Source organism: Mycoplasma sp. 125 (assembly GCF_051549845.1).
Lineage (GTDB): Bacteria > Bacillota_I > Bacilli_A > Mycoplasmatales > Metamycoplasmataceae > Metamycoplasma.
This window is the reverse complement of record NZ_CP196079.1, coordinates 185183-206565: the sequence shown is the minus strand read 5'-3', so window position 1 is coordinate 206565 and position 21383 is coordinate 185183. Positions and strand designations below refer to the sequence as shown.

Genomic DNA, 21383 nt, shown 5'->3' with positions numbered 1-21383 from the left:
TTATTTGATAATACGTGAGGAAATAACTCTTGCCGCAATAGTGCCGTCATTAGTTGCAGTTGTAATTTGTCTGATATCCTTAGCTACAACATCACCGACAGCAAAGATATTTTTGGATTGTGTCTCCATATTTTTATCAACTATTATAAAACCACGCTCATCTAACATTTCTTTGTTAGAAATAAACGATGTCGCAGCCTTAAAACCAATATAAGGAAAAACCGCCTTAATATTCATTTCTTGAATATTTCCATCAATTTTGACAATAATACTTTCTAATTTATCTTCACCTTGAAGTTTTAATATTTCAGAGTTATAATGAATATAAATATTTGCATGCTTTTTTGCATCGTTAATAATTTTTGCTTCAGCTCTAACTATGTCTCTTACAAAAATGTGCACCTCTGATGCGGTTGCTGCTAAAAAAGTCGATTCTTCAAATGCTGAGTTTCCACCACCAATAATTGCACATGGTTCATTTTTATATAAGGCGCCATCACATACAGCACAATAAGAAACTCCACGTTCCCTAAATTTTTCAATATTTTCAATTGATATTGGTACTAAATTAGTCATTCCACTAGCAATAACAACAACTTGTGCATAATACTCATCACCGTTTTCTAAAATAACTAATTTTTCATTATCGCTAATGTTCCTAATTTCTACAACTTTTCCATAAATATATTTGGCTCCATTTTTTCTTGCTTGATTTAACATACTTGTTGCTAATTCAAAACCACTTATAAAATCAAAACCAGGATAGTTTTCAATCTTAGATTGTTGAGCGATTTTACCGCCGGGAACAGATGATTCAATAAAAGCTACATTATACTCATTTCTAGATAAATATAAAGCTGCTGTTAAGCCAGCTGGACCTGCACCAATAATTAAAACATCAAATACTTTTTTCATTTTTCTCCTTTTTTAAAAAAATAAACATTAGTTTTTTAGGCTAACGTTATTTTTTGATCCTCTGCTTCTTTACGACTTAATAGATCTCTTCTTAATAGACCTTTGTTGTCATTTTTAGGTTCATAAACAATAAAGTAGAATATTTTATGAGTTCATTCTTTCTTATATTTATACACCTTATAAACATTAAAGTTTAGCTTAATTACAAATTCAAATAGAATTAATAAAACCGTACCAACGACCATATATAAAGCTGAAATTACCTTATAGATACCATAATTATCTTGACGTAATGGTTCCATTCCGAAACGTAGAATTCCATAAAAAATAATATATAATGCCCCAGTGGTTCCAGGTCTTAATCAGTTGTAATTGTTTAAAATTCAAACAAGCAAGATATAAGCAAATAAGTTAGCAATTGATTCATATAAGAATAATGGAAGACGATAGTGTCCATTAATAAACATATGGTCTCTAATCAACTTAGGTAATATCTTAAATGCAAACGATGTTTCAGACATAATTTGTCCATAAACTTCATGATTAGCAAAGTTTCCTCAACGACCGATAGCTTGGCCAATGAAAACGGCAGGTAAAATAATAGAAAATGCTTTTCTTAAATTTATCCTCTTTGGATTTTTTGAAAATACAATGTATAATACACAACAAATTGTAGCAGTAATAACCCCACCATGAATAGATAAACCTCCTTGCCATACATAAAATATTGTATATCAAGGCCCATTTGGTCATCCTCTATGTTCAATTAGTTGTTGAACGACAAAGATAAATCTCGCACCAACAATAGCGGTAGGCAAAGCAATAAAAATTAGAATTGCTAATTGCTCAAAGGAATATTTTTCTCTTCTTCAGAAATAAGCAACTGTCAGTATTGCACATATCATACCTAACATTAAAGTTAAAGAATATACGTGAAAAGGGCCAACTTGAAGACTAACGCCTGCATAATCCTTCATACTTTCTCCCTTCATAATAAAAAATAATAAAGAATTACTTATATATAATTTATATAAAATTATATTTTAATTTAATAAATTTTTATGATGATTTTAATATCTTACTTAAATACTGACCAGTATATGAGTAGCTAACATCAGCAACTTGTTCAGGTGTTCCAGTTGCAACGATATTGCCTCCATACTTACCTCCATCAGGGCCCAAATCAATAATATAGTCGGCACTCTTAATTACATCGAGGTTATGTTCAATAACTATAACTGTATCGCCATTATCGACAATTCTATTCAAAACATTCAATAAATTTTGTACGTCATAAGAATGAAGACCAGTTGTTGGTTCATCTAAAACATATAACGATTTACCAGTAGGTTTCTTTTGCAAATAAGTTGCTAATTTAACTCGTTGTGCTTCGCCACCAGATAATGTTGTTGCATTTTGTCCAAGTTTTATGTATCCTAAACCCACATCAATTAATGTTTGCAATTGGTCTCTAATTTTAGATTTTTGAATAAAGAATGTATATGCTTTTTCGATAGTCATATTTAGCACATCATTTATTGACTTTCCATGATATTTTACTTCAAGAGTTTCATAATTATATCTTTGACCATCGCAGTGATCGCATGTCACATATACATCGGGTAAAAAATGCATTTCAATTTTAATAACTCCATCACCCTCACATTTATCACATCTACCTCCGGGTATATTAAATGAAAATCTTGATTTAGTAAATCCTCTAATTTTTGATTCTTCTAAATTAGCAAATATTTCTCTAATATCATCAAATACACCAGTATATGTAGCAGGATTAGATCTTGGTGTTCTCCCAATTGCACTTTGATCAATTTTAATTAACTTATCGACTTCTAAAAATCCATTAATTTTTTCGTTTTTAACAAGGCTATAATAAGCCTTTCTATTCATCGCGTTTTCCAATTCCTTAACCAATTCTTGATTAATTAAGGAAGATTTACCAGACCCAGAAACACCAGTAATTGCAATAAATTTACCTAACGGAAATTTTAACGTTATATTTTTTAGATTATTAGCAGTAGCTTTTTTTAATGTTAATACTTTACCATTACCAGAACGCCTTGATTTTGGCACCTTAATTTCAAGTTTTTTTGCAAGATATTGGCCAGTAATGCTCTCATTTGTACTCATTATTTTTTGAATATTGCCACTAGCAACAATTTCTCCACCGTGTTCACCGGCTTTTGGACCAATATCAACTATAAAATCAGCATGTCTTATTGTATCTTCGTCATGTTCAACAACAATCAAGGAATTACCTAAATTAACCATTTTTCGCAATGAATTCAGTAATTTTTCATTATCTTTTTGGTGCAAACCAATTGAGGGTTCATCCAAAACATATAAAACGCCTGTTAAATTAGCACCAATCTGTGTTGCTAACCTAATTCTTTGAGCTTCACCGCCAGAAAGCGTTTCTGCTTTTCTATTTAGGGTTAAATATTGTAATCCAACATTGATAAGAAAATCTATTCTATGATTTATTTCTTGCAAAATAAGATTAGTTATTTCTTTTTCGAGCTCAGTCATTATTATATTATTAATAAATTCTTTAAGTTCTTCAATGGACATATTGCATAATTCATATATATCCAAACCATTAATTTTAGTAGCAAGGGCAAATTTATTCAATCTTTTTCCGTAGCATTCATCACATTGAGTATCAGACAAATAACGAGAATAATACATTCGCATTTCATTTGATGAAGTATCAAGGTATTTACGCTCAATTTTTTCGCAAACACCTTCAATCCTTTTGTTACGTTCATATTTAATTCCATTTTCAGAAATAATAGTATAGGAAATTTCCTCCATCGAGCCATATTTTAAAATATTTATATGTTCCTTAGATAAATCACCTATTGGCACGTCTTTTGGAATTCCATAGTAGCCTAACATTCTATCAAATTCCTGCCACTCAAGATTGCGAGAATTAATGATATTTTTATAAATTAATATTGCACCTTCATTTATTGACATTGTTTTATCTGCACATATTAAATCTCATGATGCTTTTTGCAAGACACCAAGTCCCTTGCATTTATAACACATTCCATTTGGTGAGTTAAATGAAAAAAGTCGTGGTTCAATTTTTGGCATATTAAAATCGCCGTATTTACAGCTATGTGTTGTTGAATATGTGTTTGTTTGTCCTCCAACAACCTCAATAGTCACCAATCCGTTAGAATAAGATAAAGCAATCTCGACAGCCTCAGCAACACGCGACATTGTTTCTTTATCATTTGATAAACTAAAGCGGTCAATGATTAAGTCGATGTTTCACCTTTTATTCTTATCCAAAATTGGGTCTTTTTCTAGTTCCAAAATAGTACCATTAGCTTTTATTCTGAGAAAACCGTCCTTTTTTAGTTTTGCTAACGTGGTAGCAAAAGATCCCTTTTGATTATTAATTATTGGAGATAATATAAATATTTTAGAACCCTCATTTTGCGACAAAACATAATTAATAATATCTCGGCTTTTTTGCGCTGTAATTTCAATTTTATGATTTGGACAATAAGGTTTTGCTATTCTTGCGTATAACAATCTCAAAAAATCATAAATTTCCGTTACTGTGCCAACAATACTACGAGGATTATTGTGGACCGTTTTTTGCTCAATAGAAATGGCAGGACTCAATCCTTCAATACTATCCACATCAGGTTTTTTTGTTCCACCTAAAAATTGTTTAGCATAATTTGATAAGCTATCAACATACCTTCTTCTCCCCTCTTCATAGATGGTGTTGAATGCTAGCGAACTCTTTCCAGACCCTGAAAGCCCGGTGAAAACGACAAATTTATTTCTTGGTATTTCAAGATTAACATTTTTTAAATTATTTTCTCTTGCATTTTTAATAATAATATTATTATGTTTCATAATATAGAATTATATTAATAAAATAGTGTTTTTAAATAGTAAATAAAAAATTAAAAAATGAATATCTATAATAAAATACGATATTCATGATTGATTGTTTGATTTCTAATTATTTAATAATGAATGTTTACCATTTTAAATTAAGAATATTTATTATCATATTTAAAAAAATAGACCATTTTTAGCTTAATTAAGCCCATTTTTTTATATTTCTATAATACAAGCAAATAATGAAAATAATATATTATAAGAACTAACCTAATTTATTTCATCTTCATCTACTGTTTCTTGTTCTTGCTCTCTTGTTTTTTCTCTTCCTGACTTCTTTTCTCTATATATTTCAAGCACAGTTCTTATAAATGACTCATCTTCAAAGTCCGTAATGTTCATTGCGGGCACACCAGGAACAAAAGTTCCTTGTTTAACCTGAGCAACAAATTCCTTCAATGTTTGAACGATTTCTGCTTCATCAATTCCCATATCAATTAAAGGCTCAACAAAACTTTCTATAAATGCGTATCTCAAATCATCGCGAGTTTGAATTTTTGAAGTATCAAAAGGCAAGTCTAAATCACCATTCTTAACTTTTTCAATCATTTCTTTCTCAGATTTTGCATATTTTTCAGGATTACTTAGAATTTCTTGAATTTTCTTTACATCATTATGTTCAGATTCTGATAATTCTTTCGAACCAAAAAAATTACCTATTGAACCCATATTAAGCAACTCATGGTCATTTAAACTAGGGGCAATGTATTCGAAGTATGACTGATATATTTTATCTTTACTTCTTCATTCAAAAATTGATGAAATTTCTTTAGATATGGTTGAAAGTTCTAATCTTGAAAGAAGACCAAAATCAAAAAATTCTGTCGTAGCTGAAACTTCCCCAAAAGAAGGAACAAGAGAATTATGGAAAGCATATACGTAATTATTATCATATAAAGATTTTGCTAGTTGCATACCAAAAACGCTTGTGTTTTTACTATTTTCGACCCTATTTGTTTTATTAAATTTTAATGAATGCTTTAATACCGCATCTGTGTTTTGCTTTAGCATAGCGCTAAATCTTTCGGCCAATGATACACCAGCGTATTTAATGCCCTTCTTAAGAGTAAATTCAAACGAAACAACCGAAAAATCAGATAATATTGCTGTAAAATAATTTGATTTCTTATCAAGATATTCTATTTTTTTGAATAAAAAGTCATCAACATTGACAATCAAGCCTTTTTGAGCTCTTGTTTCAAAAGTTATTTCTCTAAGTTCTTTCTCATCAAATTCACTTGTATCAAAGATTGGATAATATGGATTCTTATTATATCCATAGAAAGATAGAATTAATCTACCCAATTCCTCAAATGTTAAATTATCAGATATAATTAGTTCTAACGGCTGATCTTCGCCCAAAAAGTCAACTAGTTTAACATTAGTTTCATTAAAAAAAGGAGATAATTTATTAATATTATTAACCTTTAAAATATAATTTTGTCCAATTCTTGTTACCTTCATTTTACTTCTCCTTTATAAATTCATGAAACATATATTTTCTTGTAATATTCTTTAATCGATATAAATAGTCCAAAATAGCTTCCCCTAACCCATTTTGTGCTACATCACTTGTAAAAAGTTTAGCAGTTTTTAATACTTCATTAGATGAATTATCCATTGCATATGAATAATCAGTAAGTTTTAACATCGGGGTATCATTATTACTATCTCCGATAGTCATTACTTCTTTTAGCATTACTTCTTCATTGCTATAAATATTTTCAACCATTCATCTAACGGCACTTCCTTTATTAACTCCTAACGAATTAATTTCTATATTGCAATGGGTCACAATAATTTCCATTTTATCTTTTAGGTGTTTGATACTATCATATATTTTTTCATATAGTGTTGTTGATGGCTGATCGTCAATGGCATACAACTCAATTTTAATAGGTTTTATAAACTCACCTTTTCACAATTTAGGTATCATTTTCTTATTTTTGTCACTAACAAAATGATAATTTATAACCTCGTCAATTATAATTTTTTCATCTTTTAGATAAAAATAATTTTTGTCATCTCAAAAAATAACTTGTAAATTTAACTCATTTGCAATTTTAATTACTTCTTCTAAATAAGAGAATTCAATATTTCAACTCTTAATAATCTCTGCTTTTTTCACGTCATATATTTCAGCACCAGATGAACAAAGAAGATATCTCACATTTAGTCTTTTAGCTAAATTTAACATACGCTCTTGCACCGGATTTCCGGTGCATATGTTAAAATCAGCACCATTATCAATAGCAAACCTAATATCATATTCGGTATCTGGTCTTAAATCAAAATTTCGATACAGCGTACCATCTACATCGCTAAAAATAACAGGTTTTTTGTTATTAATTATTGCATACATTATTTAGCTCTTCCTTTCTTAGCTTTAAAAGCTATTTTCTTGCGCTTAACCAATATTGCTATTATTATATATAAAAATAATGCACTAAAGCTAATTGTGGGGACAACATATCCAACAATTTTCCACTTTTTATTGCTATCATTATTTTTATCATATTCTCTATTATAAAACCAATGGCCATATAGAACAATCTTGTTGCTACTAATATTTTTTAATTCCTCAATTTTTTTGGCTTCTTTTAAATATTTTTTCTTTGTTAACCAAGTTCAAACTAATATGGCTGCTTCAGGCAAGGGGAGTTTTTGACTTCTCAAAATTACTATCAATTTTTCATCATCATTTTTTGTTTTATTATAGTTATCAACAAGATCAATAAAATCCTTAGAAATATATTTTTTAGCAGTTATATTATTATCCAATGCTTGTGACTCTTTTGATGTTAAATCAGAACTTTTACCATTTATTTCTATTTTATCCAAGGCGTTTAACCCTTTTTCACTACCCCACTCAAAGAATGATTCATAAGTATAATCCTTATAAGAAATATTTTCATCTTTTACTTTTTTAGCCAAAAGAAAATCATCTCAATTAAGCTTTTCATATTTTTGTTTAATAGCACTAAATTCAAGACTTTTATCTTCTTCAACTTGATTTTTATTTTTACATGAAACAACTAATGGTGCAGTTGCAAAAACAGGTAATGTAACTAATGATGATAGAAATATTTTTTTTTGCATTTTCTTCATAATTACAATAAATTTTATAATAATTAAGGCTATTTTTTGAATATTTGAAATAACCAAAAAAATATTACATTATTTATGTTTAAATTATTAATAGCATTATTCTAAAAATAAGGAGGTAAAAATATGAATAATCTTTTAATTGCCTTGATTGTAATTAGTGCATTAGCACTAATAGGAATAGTTTCCATATTATCTTATTTAATCACACAAAGATTAAGAGCTGAAAAGGCAAAAACAAAAACTGAGGAAATTATAAAAAATGAAATCCAAAACCATCTAAATGAAATTAATAACCATATTGAAATAAAATTAGATAAGTTAGAACTAAATCAAAAAGTTTTTTTAGCTGAAATCATGGGTGATAAAATAAATAATTTAAAAAATGAATTAAACAAAACAATAAATGAATTTGGAAAGTCTTATAATGAAATAATCAACAATAATTTGGTTCGAATAGCTAGTGTTATAAAAGAAAGTAATAAGGCTCAAAATGAAGATCTAAATAAATTATCAAATGTTTTAAGAGAAAATGTTAATACAAGACTTGAAGATATAACTAAAAGAAATCGTGAGTGATTTGAAGAAATTAAAACAAAAATAGATAAACACTTTGAAGATAAATTAACAAAACAAATCAATGAACATTTTAATAATATCAAGAGCTCGATGGATGAAATGAACAAAGGCATGACTGAATTTAGCACTATTCAAAAAAGTGTTATTGATCTTAACAAAGCTTTTTCAAACAATAAAACTGTAGGAAATTTTGGTGAATTCTCATTAAGACAAATTTTAGAAAACCATTTTCCGTCACTTAAAAATAATCTCTGATTTGAACAATATAAAATTGATCCAAAAAGTGATGAAAAAGTAGATTTTGTTATTAGGTCAAAAAATATTATTGATGGCAAAGAACAAGAAATCATTATCCCGATTGATAGTAAATTTCCTTTAGATACATGAAATAAATATATTGATAAGGAAAATGAAGTAGATAAAAAGGATGCTCTTAAAAAATTAAGAGATAAACTTAAAGAAATGGCTAAAAGTATTAGAGATAAATATATCAAGCCATATCATAATACTGCACCTTTTGCCATATTATTTCTGCCATCTGAAAGCATACACCTAACATTAATTCAAGACAATAACTTTATACCTGCAATATTCAATGATTATAAAATATTAATAATAGGCCCAAGTTTTATGATGGCTTTTATATATAGTTACTCTGTTCAAAACCAAAATTATAGAGTTGCAAAAGATATTGAAAAAATTAAAGATTTATTTATCGAAATTCAAAATAAATACAATGCTGTTAATAACAATATTATTGATGGTTTAGATTCTATTGGACAAGCATCTAAAAAGATTGGAAAAGCATATAAATATACAAACGAAGTCATTAATAAAATTAGCAAAAACTCTAATGAATTAGGCATTCCTGCCCCCGTTATAAAGGAAACCACTGAAAAGAAGAAAAATAAAATAAATGCCCTAATTTCTGATGACATTTAAAAAAATAAAAAAATATGTTGCACATATTGTGCAACATATTTTTCAAACTAAAATTATTTTGTAATCTTTGTTACAGTTCCGGCACCAACAGTTCTACCACCTTCACGGATTGAGAATCTTGTTCCTTCTTCAACAGCAATAGGTGCAATTAAAGTAACTTTTAATTCAACTGTATCCCCTGGCATAACCATTTCACGTTGTCCGATGAATGCAATTCCACCTGTAACGTCTGTTGTACGGAAGTAGAATTGTGGTTTATAGTTTTGGAAGAAAGGTGTGTGACGTCCACCTTCTTCTTTTTTAAGAACATAAACTGTAGCTTCAAATTCTGTGTGAGGAACGATTGTTTTAGGTTTTGCTAAAACTTGTCCACGTTCAATTTCTGATCTATCAATACCACGTAGTAATAAACCAGCATTATCCCCAGCTTGAGCTTCTTTTAGGTTCTTTCTAAACATTTCGATACCGGTAACAACTGTTTTCTTAGTTGGCTTTAATCCAACAATTTCAACTTCTTCGTTAAGTGATAAAACACCACGTTCAACTCTACCAGTTGCAACTGTTCCACGTCCTGTAATTGTGAAAACGTCTTCAATAGCCATTAAGAATGGTTTTTCTGTTTCACGTTTTGGTTCTTCAATGTATGTATCAACAGCATCCATTAAGTCCATAATTTGTTGCTCATAAGCGGCGTCGCCTTGTAATGCTTTAAGAGCTGAACCAGCAATAACAGGTGTATTGTCTCCATCGAAACCATATTCGTTTAGCAATCCACGGATATCCATTTCAACTAAACCAATCATTTCTTCTCTTTCATCATCACTAAACATATCAATTTTGTTTAGGAAAACAACAATTTTAGGAACACCAACTTGTTTTGCCAATAAAATGTGTTCACGTGTTTGAGGCATAGGACCATCAGTAGCAGCAACTACTAATATTGCACCATCCATTTGAGCGGCACCTGTAATCATATTTTTAACATAGTCAGCGTGACCCGGACAGTCAACGTGTGCATAGTGACGCTTTTCTGTTTGGTATTCGATGTGTGAGGTGTTAATTGTAATACCACGTGCTTTTTCTTCTGGGGCATTATCGATTGAAGCGTAATCTCTAGCTTCTGATAAACCTTTTTTAGATAAAACTGTTGCTATCGCAGCTGTTAATGTTGTTTTACCATGGTCAACGTGACCGATTGTTCCAACGTTAACGTGAGCTTTTGAACGGTCAAAATCTACTTTTGCCATTTTCTTTCCTTTCGAGTTAACTATATAAATTTTTAATTTTTTTATAGATATTAAAATCTTTAAGATTAAACGCGTTTAACCACCTAAGCATAGCCTTTCATCTATGTCCTGTCCAAATTAAGGCGCTTAACATTGATTTTTAAAGTAAATAAGTAATGAAATAATTTTAACAAAAATAAAAATTTTTAAAATTTTTTTAAAACTTTTATTATAAAAACTTTAAAAAAGTAATATAAATTTTTCAATTTAATTTAAGTTGTTTTTTCATTTTTAATTATCAAAAAATCACAAAATATAATAATACTAAATTAATAGTTATTAATTAGAATCCCTTAAAATTCTACCTAAAACTATTTGCAATTGTTCTAAAGGAACAGACTGTAGTACGCCATTTTCAGCAAGCGTTATACCACCGTTTTCTTCGCTCACAATTAATGTTGAAGCATCACTCATTTCAGAAATTCCCATTCCGGCGCGATGTCTTGCACCATATTTATTATCAATTGACTTCTTAGTTATTTTATAAAATGTAGCAACATAGTAAATTTTATTATTTCTTATAATAACCGCGCCATCATGTAAGGGGCTATGTTTATTAAAAATAGAAATTAAGATCGAGGAAGAAATATTCGCATCCAAAATAATTCCATCTGTTCTTAGTGGGTCTAAATTATCATTATTTTCAATTGTTATAATTGCACCAGTTTTTGTTGCCGAAAGCTTCTCTAACGCTTCTCTCAATTGATAAATTATTCTAATTTTAGTTGAGCTTCCAAGGCTCTTTTTAATAGACTTATTTTTCTTCTTGGCATTTACAATGTTAATAATATAATTAACTGATAAAACAACCGAAATAAAGATTACAAAAAATAAAATAATATATTCAACCATTAAAAACCTCATCTAATTTTATGAATTACCATTTGCTAATTTAATAATTATTATCAAGACAATGATTTGAATAATTATTACAAAAATAATTGCCAAAATTCTTCTTAGTTTACTAATTGGTTTTGCTTGTGTTGCCTGTGGAGAATCAGATCATCTATCGAACTCAATATATGTTTGATACTTCATTTGCAATTGTGTTTGTCTATTCTGGGCTTGCTTAATTATTTCCTTATTTCTTTCATCCATAATATTCATAAATCTCATCTTTTGAAAATAATTAAAAATTTCCATCTCAGAATAATCCTTAAAAAATTTAGCATTCTTCTTATATGACTGAAATTCAGTAATGATTCTTGAGATATTATCGCTCTCAGGATCATAATTCAGGGTTCTTGTATCTTTTTGTTTTTGAGCCATCTTTCTCCTAACAATCAATAAATCATCATTTTAATATGTTTGATTATTAATTAAGATTATTTTATTATAATTACACATATATTAATAAAAATTTTATATTAAATTACTAAAAAATATAGGAGATAAAATGAAAAAAACAATCAAGGATATTGAACTTAAAGGAAAAAAAGTAATTCTAAGAGTTGATTTTAATGTCCCTGTTTCTAACGGAATGGTTATGGACACAAAAAGAATCGATGCAGCATTGCCAACAATCAAGTACATTTTAGACCATGGCGCATCACTAATTATGCTTTCACATTTAGGAAGAATAAAAGCTCCTGAAGACAAATTAAATAAATCGTTAAAGGTTGTTGTAGAAAAGTTTTCTGAAATTCTAGGCAAAAAAGTGGACTTTATTCCTGAAACTAGAGGTGAAGAAGTTAAAAAGGCAGCTTCAAACCTAAAACCAGGAGAAATTATTTTCTTAGAAAACACTCGTTTTGAGGATTTAAATGATAAGGCTGAGTCGGGAAACAATGAAGAATTAGCAAAATATTGAGCTAGCCTAGGAGATGTTTATGTTAATGATGCCTTTGGTGCTTCACATCGTGCTCATGCTTCAACGGCAGGTATTGCAAAATTCATCAAGGAATCAGCACTTGGTTTATTAATGAACAATGAAGTTTTACACTTATCTAAAATATTAGATGGATTCGAAAGACCATATGTTGCTATTATTGGAGGAGCAAAAGTTAGTGACAAAATCAAGGTACTTGAAAAATTATTCAATGTTGCTGATAAAGTTCTAGTTGTTGGTGGAATGGCATATACCTTCCAAAAAGCGTTGGGTCACAAAGTGGGAACATCAATTTGTGAAGATGACAAAGTAGAAATGGCAAAACAATATTTAATTGAATATAAGGACAAAATTGTTTTACCAATTGACAATGCTTACACTGATGAATTCGCTGATAAAACTCCTTTATTTACAACAAAAGATAATATCAACATTCCTGATGGATATATGGGATTAGATATTGGCCCACAATCAGTTGAGCTATTTAACGAAATTATCGCTTCCGCAAAAACAATATTTTGAAACGGACCTGCGGGAGTAACTGAATTCAAAAACTTTGAAAATGGAACAAAAGGTATTGCTATAGCTATTGCAAATAATGAAAGAGCTTACTCTGTTGTCGGTGGCGGTGATTCAGTAACTGCTATTAACAAACTAGGATACCAATCAAAATTCAGTTTTATTTCAACCGGTGGCGGAGCTTCTATCGAATTCATTCAAGGTAATAAAATGCCCGGTTTTGAAGCAATTCAAGATAAAGAGTAATAGTTTAATATAAATTAAAAGAGAGTTCATTTTTCAATGGACTTTTTTGTTTAATTTGTTAAAATTCTTTTATGAAAAAAACATGTTTAACATTAAAAGAAACTCAGTTTGCGATTGAAAAACTAAAAGACGTTTTTTCACATAAATTAAGAAAAGCCTTAAATCTTACAAGAGTATCAGCACCTATGTTTCTAAGAAGTAGTAGTGGCTTAAATGATGGTCTCTCAGGAGAAAAACCAGTTATATTTAGACCTAAAAATATTAATGAAGATATCGAAATTGTTCACTCACTAGCAAAATGAAAAAGAGATGCCCTGGCAAGATATAATTTTAACGTTTATGAAGGTATCTATACTGATATGAACGCAATAAGACAACAAGAAAATATTGATAAAACCCATTCTTTTTATGTCGACCAATGAGATTGAGAATTAGTTATAAATAAAAAGGATCGTAATATTAATTTTCTTAAAAAGGTTGTTAAAAAAATATATAAATGCCTTAAAGAAACAGAAAAAACCATTAATAAAATTTATCAAATTTTCGCAACAAAACTTCCAGAAAAAATTTTCTTTATTAGTTCAAATGAACTATATAATCTTTATCCAAATATTTCGCCTGAGGAGAGAGAATACGAGATAGCAAAAGAACACAAAGCTATTTTTATTTACCAAATTGGTTATCTATTAAATGATAATAAGCCACATTCAAAAAGAGCTAAGGACTATGATGATTGGATGCTTAATGGTGATTTAATTGTCTATGATCCAATCAACGATATCGCTTTGGAACTAAGCAGTATGGGAATTAGAGTGGATGGTGATTCACTAAGAAAACAATATCAACTAAGTGATTATGAAATAGCAAAAATAAGTCCATATCATAAGGCTATTTTAGAAAACAAATTACCTTTAACTATCGGTGGAGGACTAGGGCAATCAAGAATTGCAATGTTTTTATTAGAAAAAAGACATATTGGTGAAGTTCAAGCTAGCATTTGAAATGATGAGACTAAAAAAACGATCAATGAAAATGGCATAATTCTCTTATAAAATGATATACTTTTACCATAATTAAAATACATAAAGAGTTGTTAGCTTGACGGCGATGAAACATGCCAACCTGTTCGTATAGAATAAGGTGGATAGTCAGAGATTTTTATAAAAAATCTAACATGTATCATTTGTAAGTTTATTTAGTCAAAAAACAACCTATAAAATAGAGTTGTTTTTTTATGTTTTTAATTATAGCTATAGAAATTTAAAGGAGAAATACAATGAAGAGATTACTAACAAGTGAATCTGTTGGTGCGGGACATCCAGATAAAATTTGTGACCAAATTTCAGATGCAATTGTCGATGCTTTATTAAAGCAAGATAAATATTCAAGAGTAGCATGTGACGTTATAGCAAATGATGACCTCATATATATTGGCGGCCAAATTTCAACAAAAGGTTATATTGATACTATTAAGGAAGCATGAAAAATACTTAAAAATTTAGGCTATAAGGAAAACGATTTTAAAATAATTAACGCAATTACTGAACAAAGTCCTGATATTGCCCAAGGAGTAAACAAGGACAACAATAAAGAATTAGGTGCTGGCGATCAAGGGATTTTGTTTGGTTATGCCACTTGTGAAAATGAGTATTATATGCCATGGCCTATTGTGCTAGCTCATGAATTAGTAAAGCGTGCCGAAAATTTAAGAAGACATAAAAAATTTCCATATGCAAAGTCAGATATGAAAAGCCAAGTCACAGTTGAATATGATGATAAAAAAAATACATATACTATTAAAAAAGTTTTAATGTCAATTCAACATGAGGAAAATTTTAATTATGATAAATTTAAAACCTTTATAAAAACAAATATCGTTGACTATGTTTTAAAAGAACATAATTTCAATTTAGATTATGAATTATTAATAAATCCCACCGGTAGATTTGTAATAGGGGGCCCAACCGGAGATACTGGTTTGACTGGTAGAAAAATAATTGTCGACACTTATGGTGGTTTTGCAAGACATGGTGGTGGGGCGTTTTCAGGTAAGGACGCAACCAAGATAGACCGTTCTGCAGCATATATGGCAAGATATATAACCAAAAATTTTGTTGCTGCTGGCATTGCAAAAAAAATGGAAATCCAATTATCTTATGCCATAGGATTACCTAGACCACAATCAATTTATATTGAAACTTTTGGTACTTCTAAATATACAGAACAGGAAATAATTAATGCCGTTTATAAATTATTTGATTTAAGTGTTGAAGGAATTATAAACACACTAAATTTATTAAACCCAATTTTTCTGCCAACCGCAACTTTTGGTCATTTTGGTAGAAATGACCTTAATTTAAGTTGAGAAAAAATTGACAAAATAAATGAAATAAAAGATTTCTTTAAAAATATAAAAAGATAAATTATAATTTTATATGTGTCTAGGGGATTAGTTTAATGGTAGAACAATGGACTCCAAACCCATTTGTGCGGGTTCGATTCCTGCATCCCCTGCCATATCATAAAATTGTTAAAAAAACAAGATACATTACAAATGTATCTTGTTTTTTTAAAAAAGTAAAGCATTTCATATTAATAGATTTTAATAGGAAATGTAAAACGGCTAACTTCATGTTTTATGGCGATTAGGTTTATTTTTAATTTTTTAATTAGTTATATCGGTATAAATATCTTTTTTTCTCAAAATCTGTTAAATTCTAGATTTCTATTTTTTATATTTCACATTACCTCCTATAATGATTTTAAACTATAGGATGTTGCAAAATGATTGAGAATTTACAAATTACGAACAAAAATATGCCTTATTAAGAAATGGCAAAAAAGAATTTATAATTATTAAAAATAGCAAATAATATAGGAATTAAATTAAAATAAAGGAATAAAAATGGGATACCCAAAAATTATTATTAATGAAACTAAATTCAAAACTAACGTTAGAAGAGCAATCGAAATTTGTAAGGTTAAAAATATTGAAGTTTTAGCAGTAACTAAAGGTTTTTGTGGAAATAGAAGAATGGCGGAATTATATGCTGAGGCCGGCATAAAAAACTTTGGAGATTCACGGCTAGATAATTTTGAAATATATAAAGATATACCAGGTCACAAACAACTTTTAAGAATACCAATGATTTCTGAAATACCAAAAATGATTGAATTATGTGATTCATCTTTAAATGGCGATTTAGATGTTATTAAAAAAATTAGTGATTATTGTTTAAAAAACAATAAAAAGCCGCATGAAATTGTTTTAATGGTGGACTTAGGTGATAGAAGAGAAGGCGTTTTGCCAGAAGATGCTTTAAAATCAGCTAAATTAATCAATGAAATGAAAGGTGTTAAATTAATTGGTTTAGGATGCAATTTTGGGTGTTATGGTGCTAGAATACCATCTGATGAAACAATGAAACAATTCGTTGAAATCCAACATCAAATTGAGAGTGAACTTAATATCAAATTAACTCATATGTCAGGCGGAAATTCATTAAGTTTACATATGGTGTGAGAAAATCGTATGCCAAAAGAAATCAATGTTTTAAGAATGGGTTTTGCAATGATTTTTGGTACTGAAGATATGTATCGTCAAACAATTGATGGAATGTATCGTGATGCATTTAGATGCGAAGTTGAAGTTGTTGAAGTTGATTATAAAAGCTCAATGCCAATTGGTGCTTGTGGAATTGATGCGTTTGGACATGTTCCTTATTTTGAAGACATTGGTGATATAAAAAGAATTATTTTGGCAATCGGTAAATTGGATACAATGTTTGATGCCATGATCCCATATGATGAAAAGCTAAAAATTTTAGGTGGATCTTCAGATCATATGATTATCAACGCTCAAGATTCAAATATTGAATATAAAGCCGGTGACATCGTTACTTTTGGTCTTGACTGAGGGAGTTTATTATATCTATTCAATTCTTCATATGTAATTAAAGAATTTGAAAAATAGTTTAATTTTTGTAAAAAAATAACCAAACTTATTGAAAAAGAGATTTTTTGGAACTGTAGATAATTTTGTGTAAAAATCTCCTAATAGCAAATATTTAAAATTAAAATATTTATATAAAAGATTTTTAATATGCCAAAAAAAGAAATTAAAATGCTAAGCGTAAAAGAATTATATGATAAATATAAACCAGCAACTCAGGAAAAGGTTTGCAAAATTATTAAGCAAAATACCAAAGATCTTATTCAAATAATGCCAGAAGAAGAAATGAAAAAACACCTTGTTACGATAGATATGAGCATGAAAAACGATAAAAGATAGCTATCGAAATGGTAGTTATTCTAAAAATCTAAGATCAAATTTAGGTGAAATTGAACTTCAAATTCCGAGAGATAGAAACTCTGAATTTAAACCAACAATAGTTCCAAAATACCAGTATGATATTTCTAAAATTGAAAGCCAAATTATCGGTCTTTATTCAAAAGGAATTTCAACGAGAGATATCTCTCAAACTCTTAAGGAAATGTGCGGAGTTGAAGTTGGTGCTGCTTTTGTTAGCAGAGTAATTGATAAGATAATTCCACACATAACGGAGTGAAAAAATCGACCTTTAGAAAAAACTTATGCCATGTTTTTTATTGGTGAATAAGATTTAAAGTTAAAGAAGAAAATAAACTTGTTAAAAGTCAGTTTACATAGTTATGAGATACTCTTTGGAATGATATAAGGATGTTTTGGGGGGTTCTTAATCGGAGAATCTGAAAGTGCAAAATATTGAATTCAAGTACTAAATGACCTTAAATTAAGGGGCATTCATGAGATATATCTCATGGCGGGTGATAATTTAGTGGGAATTAGCGAAGCAATCAAAGCTGTTTATCCTAAAACACAAATTCAAAAGTGCATAGTTCATCAAATAAGAAATTCGGCAAAACATGTTAACTATAAAGATTTAAAAGAATTTACCCAAGATATGAAAAATATTTATAAATCCAGCAACCTGGATGAGGCTTCAAGATTTCTTGAAATTTTTGAACAAAAATGAGATTCTAAATATCATTATGCAGTCAAAAGTTGAAGAAATAATTTCGATGAATTAGTTACTTTTTTTTAATTTTCCAGCGGAAATTAGAAAACTAATTTATACAACAAATGTTATTGAAAATTTAAATAGAAATATTAGAAAAATTTCTAAAAATAAAACTTCATTTCCTACTGATGACTCTTTAATAAAAATAATTTATTTTGCAATTCAAAATCAAGTTGAAAAATGAGAGAAATCCGTTTCTGACTGAGGGGTTGTTTATAACCAATTGCAAATAATTTTCGAATAATAATAATAATAATAATAATAATAATAATAATTTAAAATAACCAAATAACATTTAGGAGATTAAATTCTTCGATTTTGTTATGTTATTTGGTTATTTTTACATAATAAATTTAGATTTATGTAAGCTATTCTCAAATCTCTTACTCAAAAAGTAAGCAGGAGATAAATTTACACAAAATTTACTACACTACCTATTAATAATGCAAATTATAAATATTTATCTCTTTTTTGCTACCATCCTTTGCTTCCAATTCTTCATATTCCTTTATTTTGGAATAATCACTAGGTATGTATCTATTTATAAAAATTTTTAAAGTTGCATCTTTTTTATCGTTATCTATTCCAATTATTATAATATCTGCAATGTCCAATTCCTTATCATTATATTTAACCTTATGTTTATTAATAGCCGAAAGAAAAGATCTTGTTTGTAAAAAACTAGGATAAGGTGAATGAATTGTTTTTTTTCAATTTGTTATGTCTTTATAAGTGTCTTCTGAGCTTGTTTTAAAAATTTTAAAATCTTCTAAATCCTGAAATGGTGTAGCATATCATTGCTCAAATTCAAACCCATAAGGTAGAAATTGATTAATCATTTTTTTAGGAAGATAAAATAGCACTATATCCTTTAAATTTGATATTTTTTCTTCAAATTCTTCTCTAAAATCTCCTTTATTATCTTTTGATGTATTTATAAGTTTAATTTTCAATGGGATAACATAAAAACCCTCTTTCTTAATGCTATTTATATATTTTTTAACTTCCTCTATTTTATTAGAGGTTTTAAATTCATATTTTTTAAAAGGATTTTTAATTAAAATGTTATCGCCCTTAAAGGCATCCTTATAAAGAGTTACATCTTCTAAATAATTTCTATGAGGCATTGATGGTCCGATTGGCATATTAAGACGATCTAAATGCGTTATCACCGAATATATGCTAAAGCCAAGCAATGGAGCACCAATCACAACAGTTGGCACCAGCGCGCCTATTAATGCAATTTTTGTTTTCTTTTTCATTATTTTATTAACTCGCAATCCTTTAATCTTTCTGTAATTTCACTTCCAGTAACAAAATTAGCACCATCCCAAAAATATTTTCCTAGTTCACCTTGATCTTTATTTTCTAAATATTCAAGCCATTTAATGTTGTTTGTATCAATAATAACTTGATTTCATTGGTCATATCAATTAAAATTAACTAGTGCTCTTCCATCTTCATAAACTCCATAAGCTACATAAATATGCGAAGATTCGCCATTCAATTCATATCCACCATTCTTAAATTCTCTTGTATCCGAAACTAGAAATGCTGGTATTTTTTTATCCTTAATAAAATTTACAATATTATTGCTTCTGTTATATCAATAACTAAATGTATAATCAACATATTTTTTGTTTAATAGATTTTTAATAATTTCTTTCCTATTTCAGTATGTTGTACCCTTCTTGAATTTAAATTTTTCTAAAAGATCTTTCATATAAACATCATTTAATTTTGGAGAAAAATAATTTTCTTTTAAATATTTAACTTTTTCATTATTAGTTAAATTGGAAAAATATGTTCTGAGCTGATGAGTTTTTTCATACTCATAATCATAAACAAGGTCACCATTTATAATTTCCCATGGCATTGAGTCATAATCATATATTATTCCTGCATCAAAGGATTCTATTTTATCTATATATTTTTCTTCTTCTTGAAATCCTAAATATCTAGGATTTAAAAAATAATTATTATAAAGTATCATCTGATTTATGGCAATATAGCCGCATATTCCACCTCAGTCTTCTTCGTTTGTGTAATATTTAGCATCATTAATTCCAAAAACCTTATTGTTGTTTGATTTAAAAAATCATGAATACCTAATTTCATCATCAGCATATAAAAAACCGTTGTATTCATTTCTTATACCATTTTTCTTGAAATCTGTTAAACTAGAATTTTTTACGGTGTTTAAATTCCAAATATTAAAATTGCTAAAATTAACATTTTTAAAATTTTTTTCAATTTTTTTAGATTGATCTTTTCAATCATCGGTCACATTTTTGGTTTTCTTAATAGGCCTATGAACGTCACCGGGAAATGGTTTATCCCTATCGCGAATATTTGTATAATCAAATGATGTTTCGCTATTTCTTAATATTATTGTATCCTTATTAGGAAACATTAGCATCATTTCTGGCGTAAAAATATAATAAGGATTAACTTCTACTATTTTTTCTCTACCATGATCAAAGATTGAATAACCACCATTTTCATAGCCGACTATATAGTTATATTTATCAATATTAAAAAAATTACCTGATATAAATTTAATTTTGGTATCTTGTCGCCCTGTTAGTCTTATAAAATCGCACAAACAATAAGCACCAACTTTTTCCTTATATTTTATTTCTAATGCTTCATCTGTATTGTTACTATTTTTAGTATAAGAGATAACCAATATTGGACTAACCACTAGCGGCAATCCTAGTAAAAAACTTATCTTTTTCATATATCCCCCTTAACTTAATTTTAAAACTTTAAATTTTTTCAACAATAAATGAGGCGTTTTTTACAAAAAAATACATATTTAATATCAAAAAATAAACCCAAAACCCTAACTAGTTTTAGGCCTATTGGTTCTATTATTAACCTTTATTTTTTATAAAATATTCATTAATAAAATACTTCATTCTTACAATTTAATATTTTAAAAATTAAAACATTAAA

At 28.4% G+C, this 21383-nt stretch carries 18 protein-coding genes, 1 tRNA gene and 1 pseudogene; 9 read left to right on the top strand and 11 right to left on the bottom strand.

What is annotated here, in order from left to right; translation table 4 throughout:
* The 6 genes from ACSH4Z_RS00890 to ACSH4Z_RS00865 form a co-directional block, all read right to left on the bottom strand.
* Entirely contained in the window at window positions 1–915 is a 915-nt protein-coding gene (locus tag ACSH4Z_RS00890) for an NAD(P)/FAD-dependent oxidoreductase (protein WP_438340741.1), read from the bottom strand.
* 35 nt (window positions 916–950) lie between these two features.
* A complete protein-coding gene (lgt, locus tag ACSH4Z_RS00885) occupies window positions 951–1907 on the bottom strand; it encodes a prolipoprotein diacylglyceryl transferase (RefSeq protein ID WP_438340740.1) in 957 nt (318 codons plus the stop codon).
* 67 nt (window positions 1908–1974) lie between these two features.
* On the bottom strand, window positions 1975–4812 hold the full coding sequence (gene uvrA / locus ACSH4Z_RS00880; RefSeq protein ID WP_438340739.1) for an excinuclease ABC subunit UvrA: 2838 nt from the start codon (window positions 4810–4812) through the stop codon (window positions 1975–1977).
* A 258-nt stretch (window positions 4813–5070) separates the two neighbouring features.
* Window positions 5071–6324, bottom strand: coding sequence for a hypothetical protein (locus tag ACSH4Z_RS00875; protein WP_438340738.1), 1254 nt, complete (start codon window positions 6322–6324; stop codon window positions 5071–5073).
* 1 nt (window position 6325) lies between these two features.
* Window positions 6326–7222, bottom strand: a complete 897-nt coding sequence (locus ACSH4Z_RS00870) for a Cof-type HAD-IIB family hydrolase (RefSeq protein WP_438340737.1) — start codon at window positions 7220–7222, stop codon at window positions 6326–6328.
* A complete protein-coding gene (locus ACSH4Z_RS00865; protein WP_438340736.1) occupies window positions 7222–7968 on the bottom strand; it encodes a hypothetical protein in 747 nt (248 codons plus the stop codon). Before ACSH4Z_RS00865 ends, ACSH4Z_RS00870 begins: the two co-directional genes overlap by 1 nt.
* A 123-nt stretch (window positions 7969–8091) precedes the next feature.
* On the opposite strand from ACSH4Z_RS00865, the gene ACSH4Z_RS00860 reads away from it, so the two are divergent.
* Window positions 8092–9486, top strand: coding sequence for a DNA recombination protein RmuC (locus ACSH4Z_RS00860; protein ID WP_438340735.1), 1395 nt, complete (start codon window positions 8092–8094; stop codon window positions 9484–9486).
* Between the two features lie 53 nt (window positions 9487–9539).
* Here ACSH4Z_RS00860 and tuf read toward each other — a convergent pair whose 3' ends face one another.
* The 3 genes from tuf to ACSH4Z_RS00845 form a co-directional block, all read right to left on the bottom strand.
* Entirely contained in the window at window positions 9540–10733 is a 1194-nt protein-coding gene (gene tuf / locus ACSH4Z_RS00855; RefSeq protein ID WP_438340734.1) for an elongation factor Tu, read from the bottom strand.
* Between the two features lie 318 nt (window positions 10734–11051).
* Complete coding sequence (locus tag ACSH4Z_RS00850; RefSeq protein WP_438340733.1) at window positions 11052–11624, bottom strand: diadenylate cyclase; 573 nt, start codon at window positions 11622–11624, stop codon at window positions 11052–11054.
* A gap of 18 nt (window positions 11625–11642) precedes the next feature.
* Window positions 11643–12041, bottom strand: a complete 399-nt coding sequence (locus ACSH4Z_RS00845; protein ID WP_438340732.1) for a hypothetical protein — start codon at window positions 12039–12041, stop codon at window positions 11643–11645.
* Between the two features lie 127 nt (window positions 12042–12168).
* Between ACSH4Z_RS00845 and ACSH4Z_RS00840 the strand changes: the two genes are divergently transcribed.
* The 8 genes and pseudogenes from ACSH4Z_RS00840 to ACSH4Z_RS00805 all read left to right on the top strand — a co-directional run bounded on the left by ACSH4Z_RS00840 (window position 12169) and on the right by ACSH4Z_RS00805 (window position 18669).
* A complete protein-coding gene (locus ACSH4Z_RS00840; protein WP_438340731.1) occupies window positions 12169–13365 on the top strand; it encodes a phosphoglycerate kinase in 1197 nt (398 codons plus the stop codon).
* 71 nt (window positions 13366–13436) lie between these two features.
* Window positions 13437–14417: an aspartate--ammonia ligase gene (gene asnA, locus ACSH4Z_RS00835; RefSeq protein ID WP_438340730.1), complete on the top strand. Its 981-nt coding sequence runs from the start codon at window positions 13437–13439 to the stop codon at window positions 14415–14417.
* Window positions 14418–14641: 224 nt separating this feature from the next.
* Complete coding sequence (metK, locus tag ACSH4Z_RS00830) at window positions 14642–15787, top strand: methionine adenosyltransferase (protein ID WP_438340729.1); 1146 nt, start codon at window positions 14642–14644, stop codon at window positions 15785–15787.
* A gap of 21 nt (window positions 15788–15808) precedes the next feature.
* Window positions 15809–15882 (top strand) — tRNA-Trp (locus ACSH4Z_RS00825).
* A 388-nt stretch (window positions 15883–16270) separates the two neighbouring features.
* The gene (locus tag ACSH4Z_RS00820) at window positions 16271–17338 is read left to right on the top strand and encodes an alanine/ornithine racemase family PLP-dependent enzyme (RefSeq protein WP_438340728.1); all 1068 of its coding nucleotides are present in this window, start codon (window positions 16271–16273) and stop codon (window positions 17336–17338) included.
* Between the two features lie 129 nt (window positions 17339–17467).
* The gene (locus ACSH4Z_RS00815) at window positions 17468–17656 is read left to right on the top strand and encodes a hypothetical protein (RefSeq protein WP_438340727.1); all 189 of its coding nucleotides are present in this window, start codon (window positions 17468–17470) and stop codon (window positions 17654–17656) included.
* Window positions 17628–18449 (top strand): annotated as a pseudogene (locus ACSH4Z_RS00810) (IS256 family transposase). Before ACSH4Z_RS00815 ends, ACSH4Z_RS00810 begins: the two are co-directional and overlap by 29 nt.
* On the top strand, window positions 18436–18669 hold the full coding sequence (locus tag ACSH4Z_RS00805) for a transposase (RefSeq protein WP_438340910.1): 234 nt from the start codon (window positions 18436–18438) through the stop codon (window positions 18667–18669). Before ACSH4Z_RS00810 ends, ACSH4Z_RS00805 begins: the two are co-directional and overlap by 14 nt.
* Before the next feature lie 193 nt (window positions 18670–18862).
* Here the strand turns inward: ACSH4Z_RS00805 and ACSH4Z_RS00800 are convergent, their stop codons facing one another.
* Complete coding sequence (locus ACSH4Z_RS00800; RefSeq protein WP_438340726.1) at window positions 18863–19687, bottom strand: hypothetical protein; 825 nt, start codon at window positions 19685–19687, stop codon at window positions 18863–18865.
* Window positions 19687–21165, bottom strand: a complete 1479-nt coding sequence (locus ACSH4Z_RS00795) for a putative cysteine peptidase (protein WP_438340725.1) — start codon at window positions 21163–21165, stop codon at window positions 19687–19689. The genes ACSH4Z_RS00800 and ACSH4Z_RS00795 overlap by 1 nt, the downstream gene beginning before the upstream one ends.
* Between the last annotated feature and the right edge of the window lie 218 nt (window positions 21166–21383).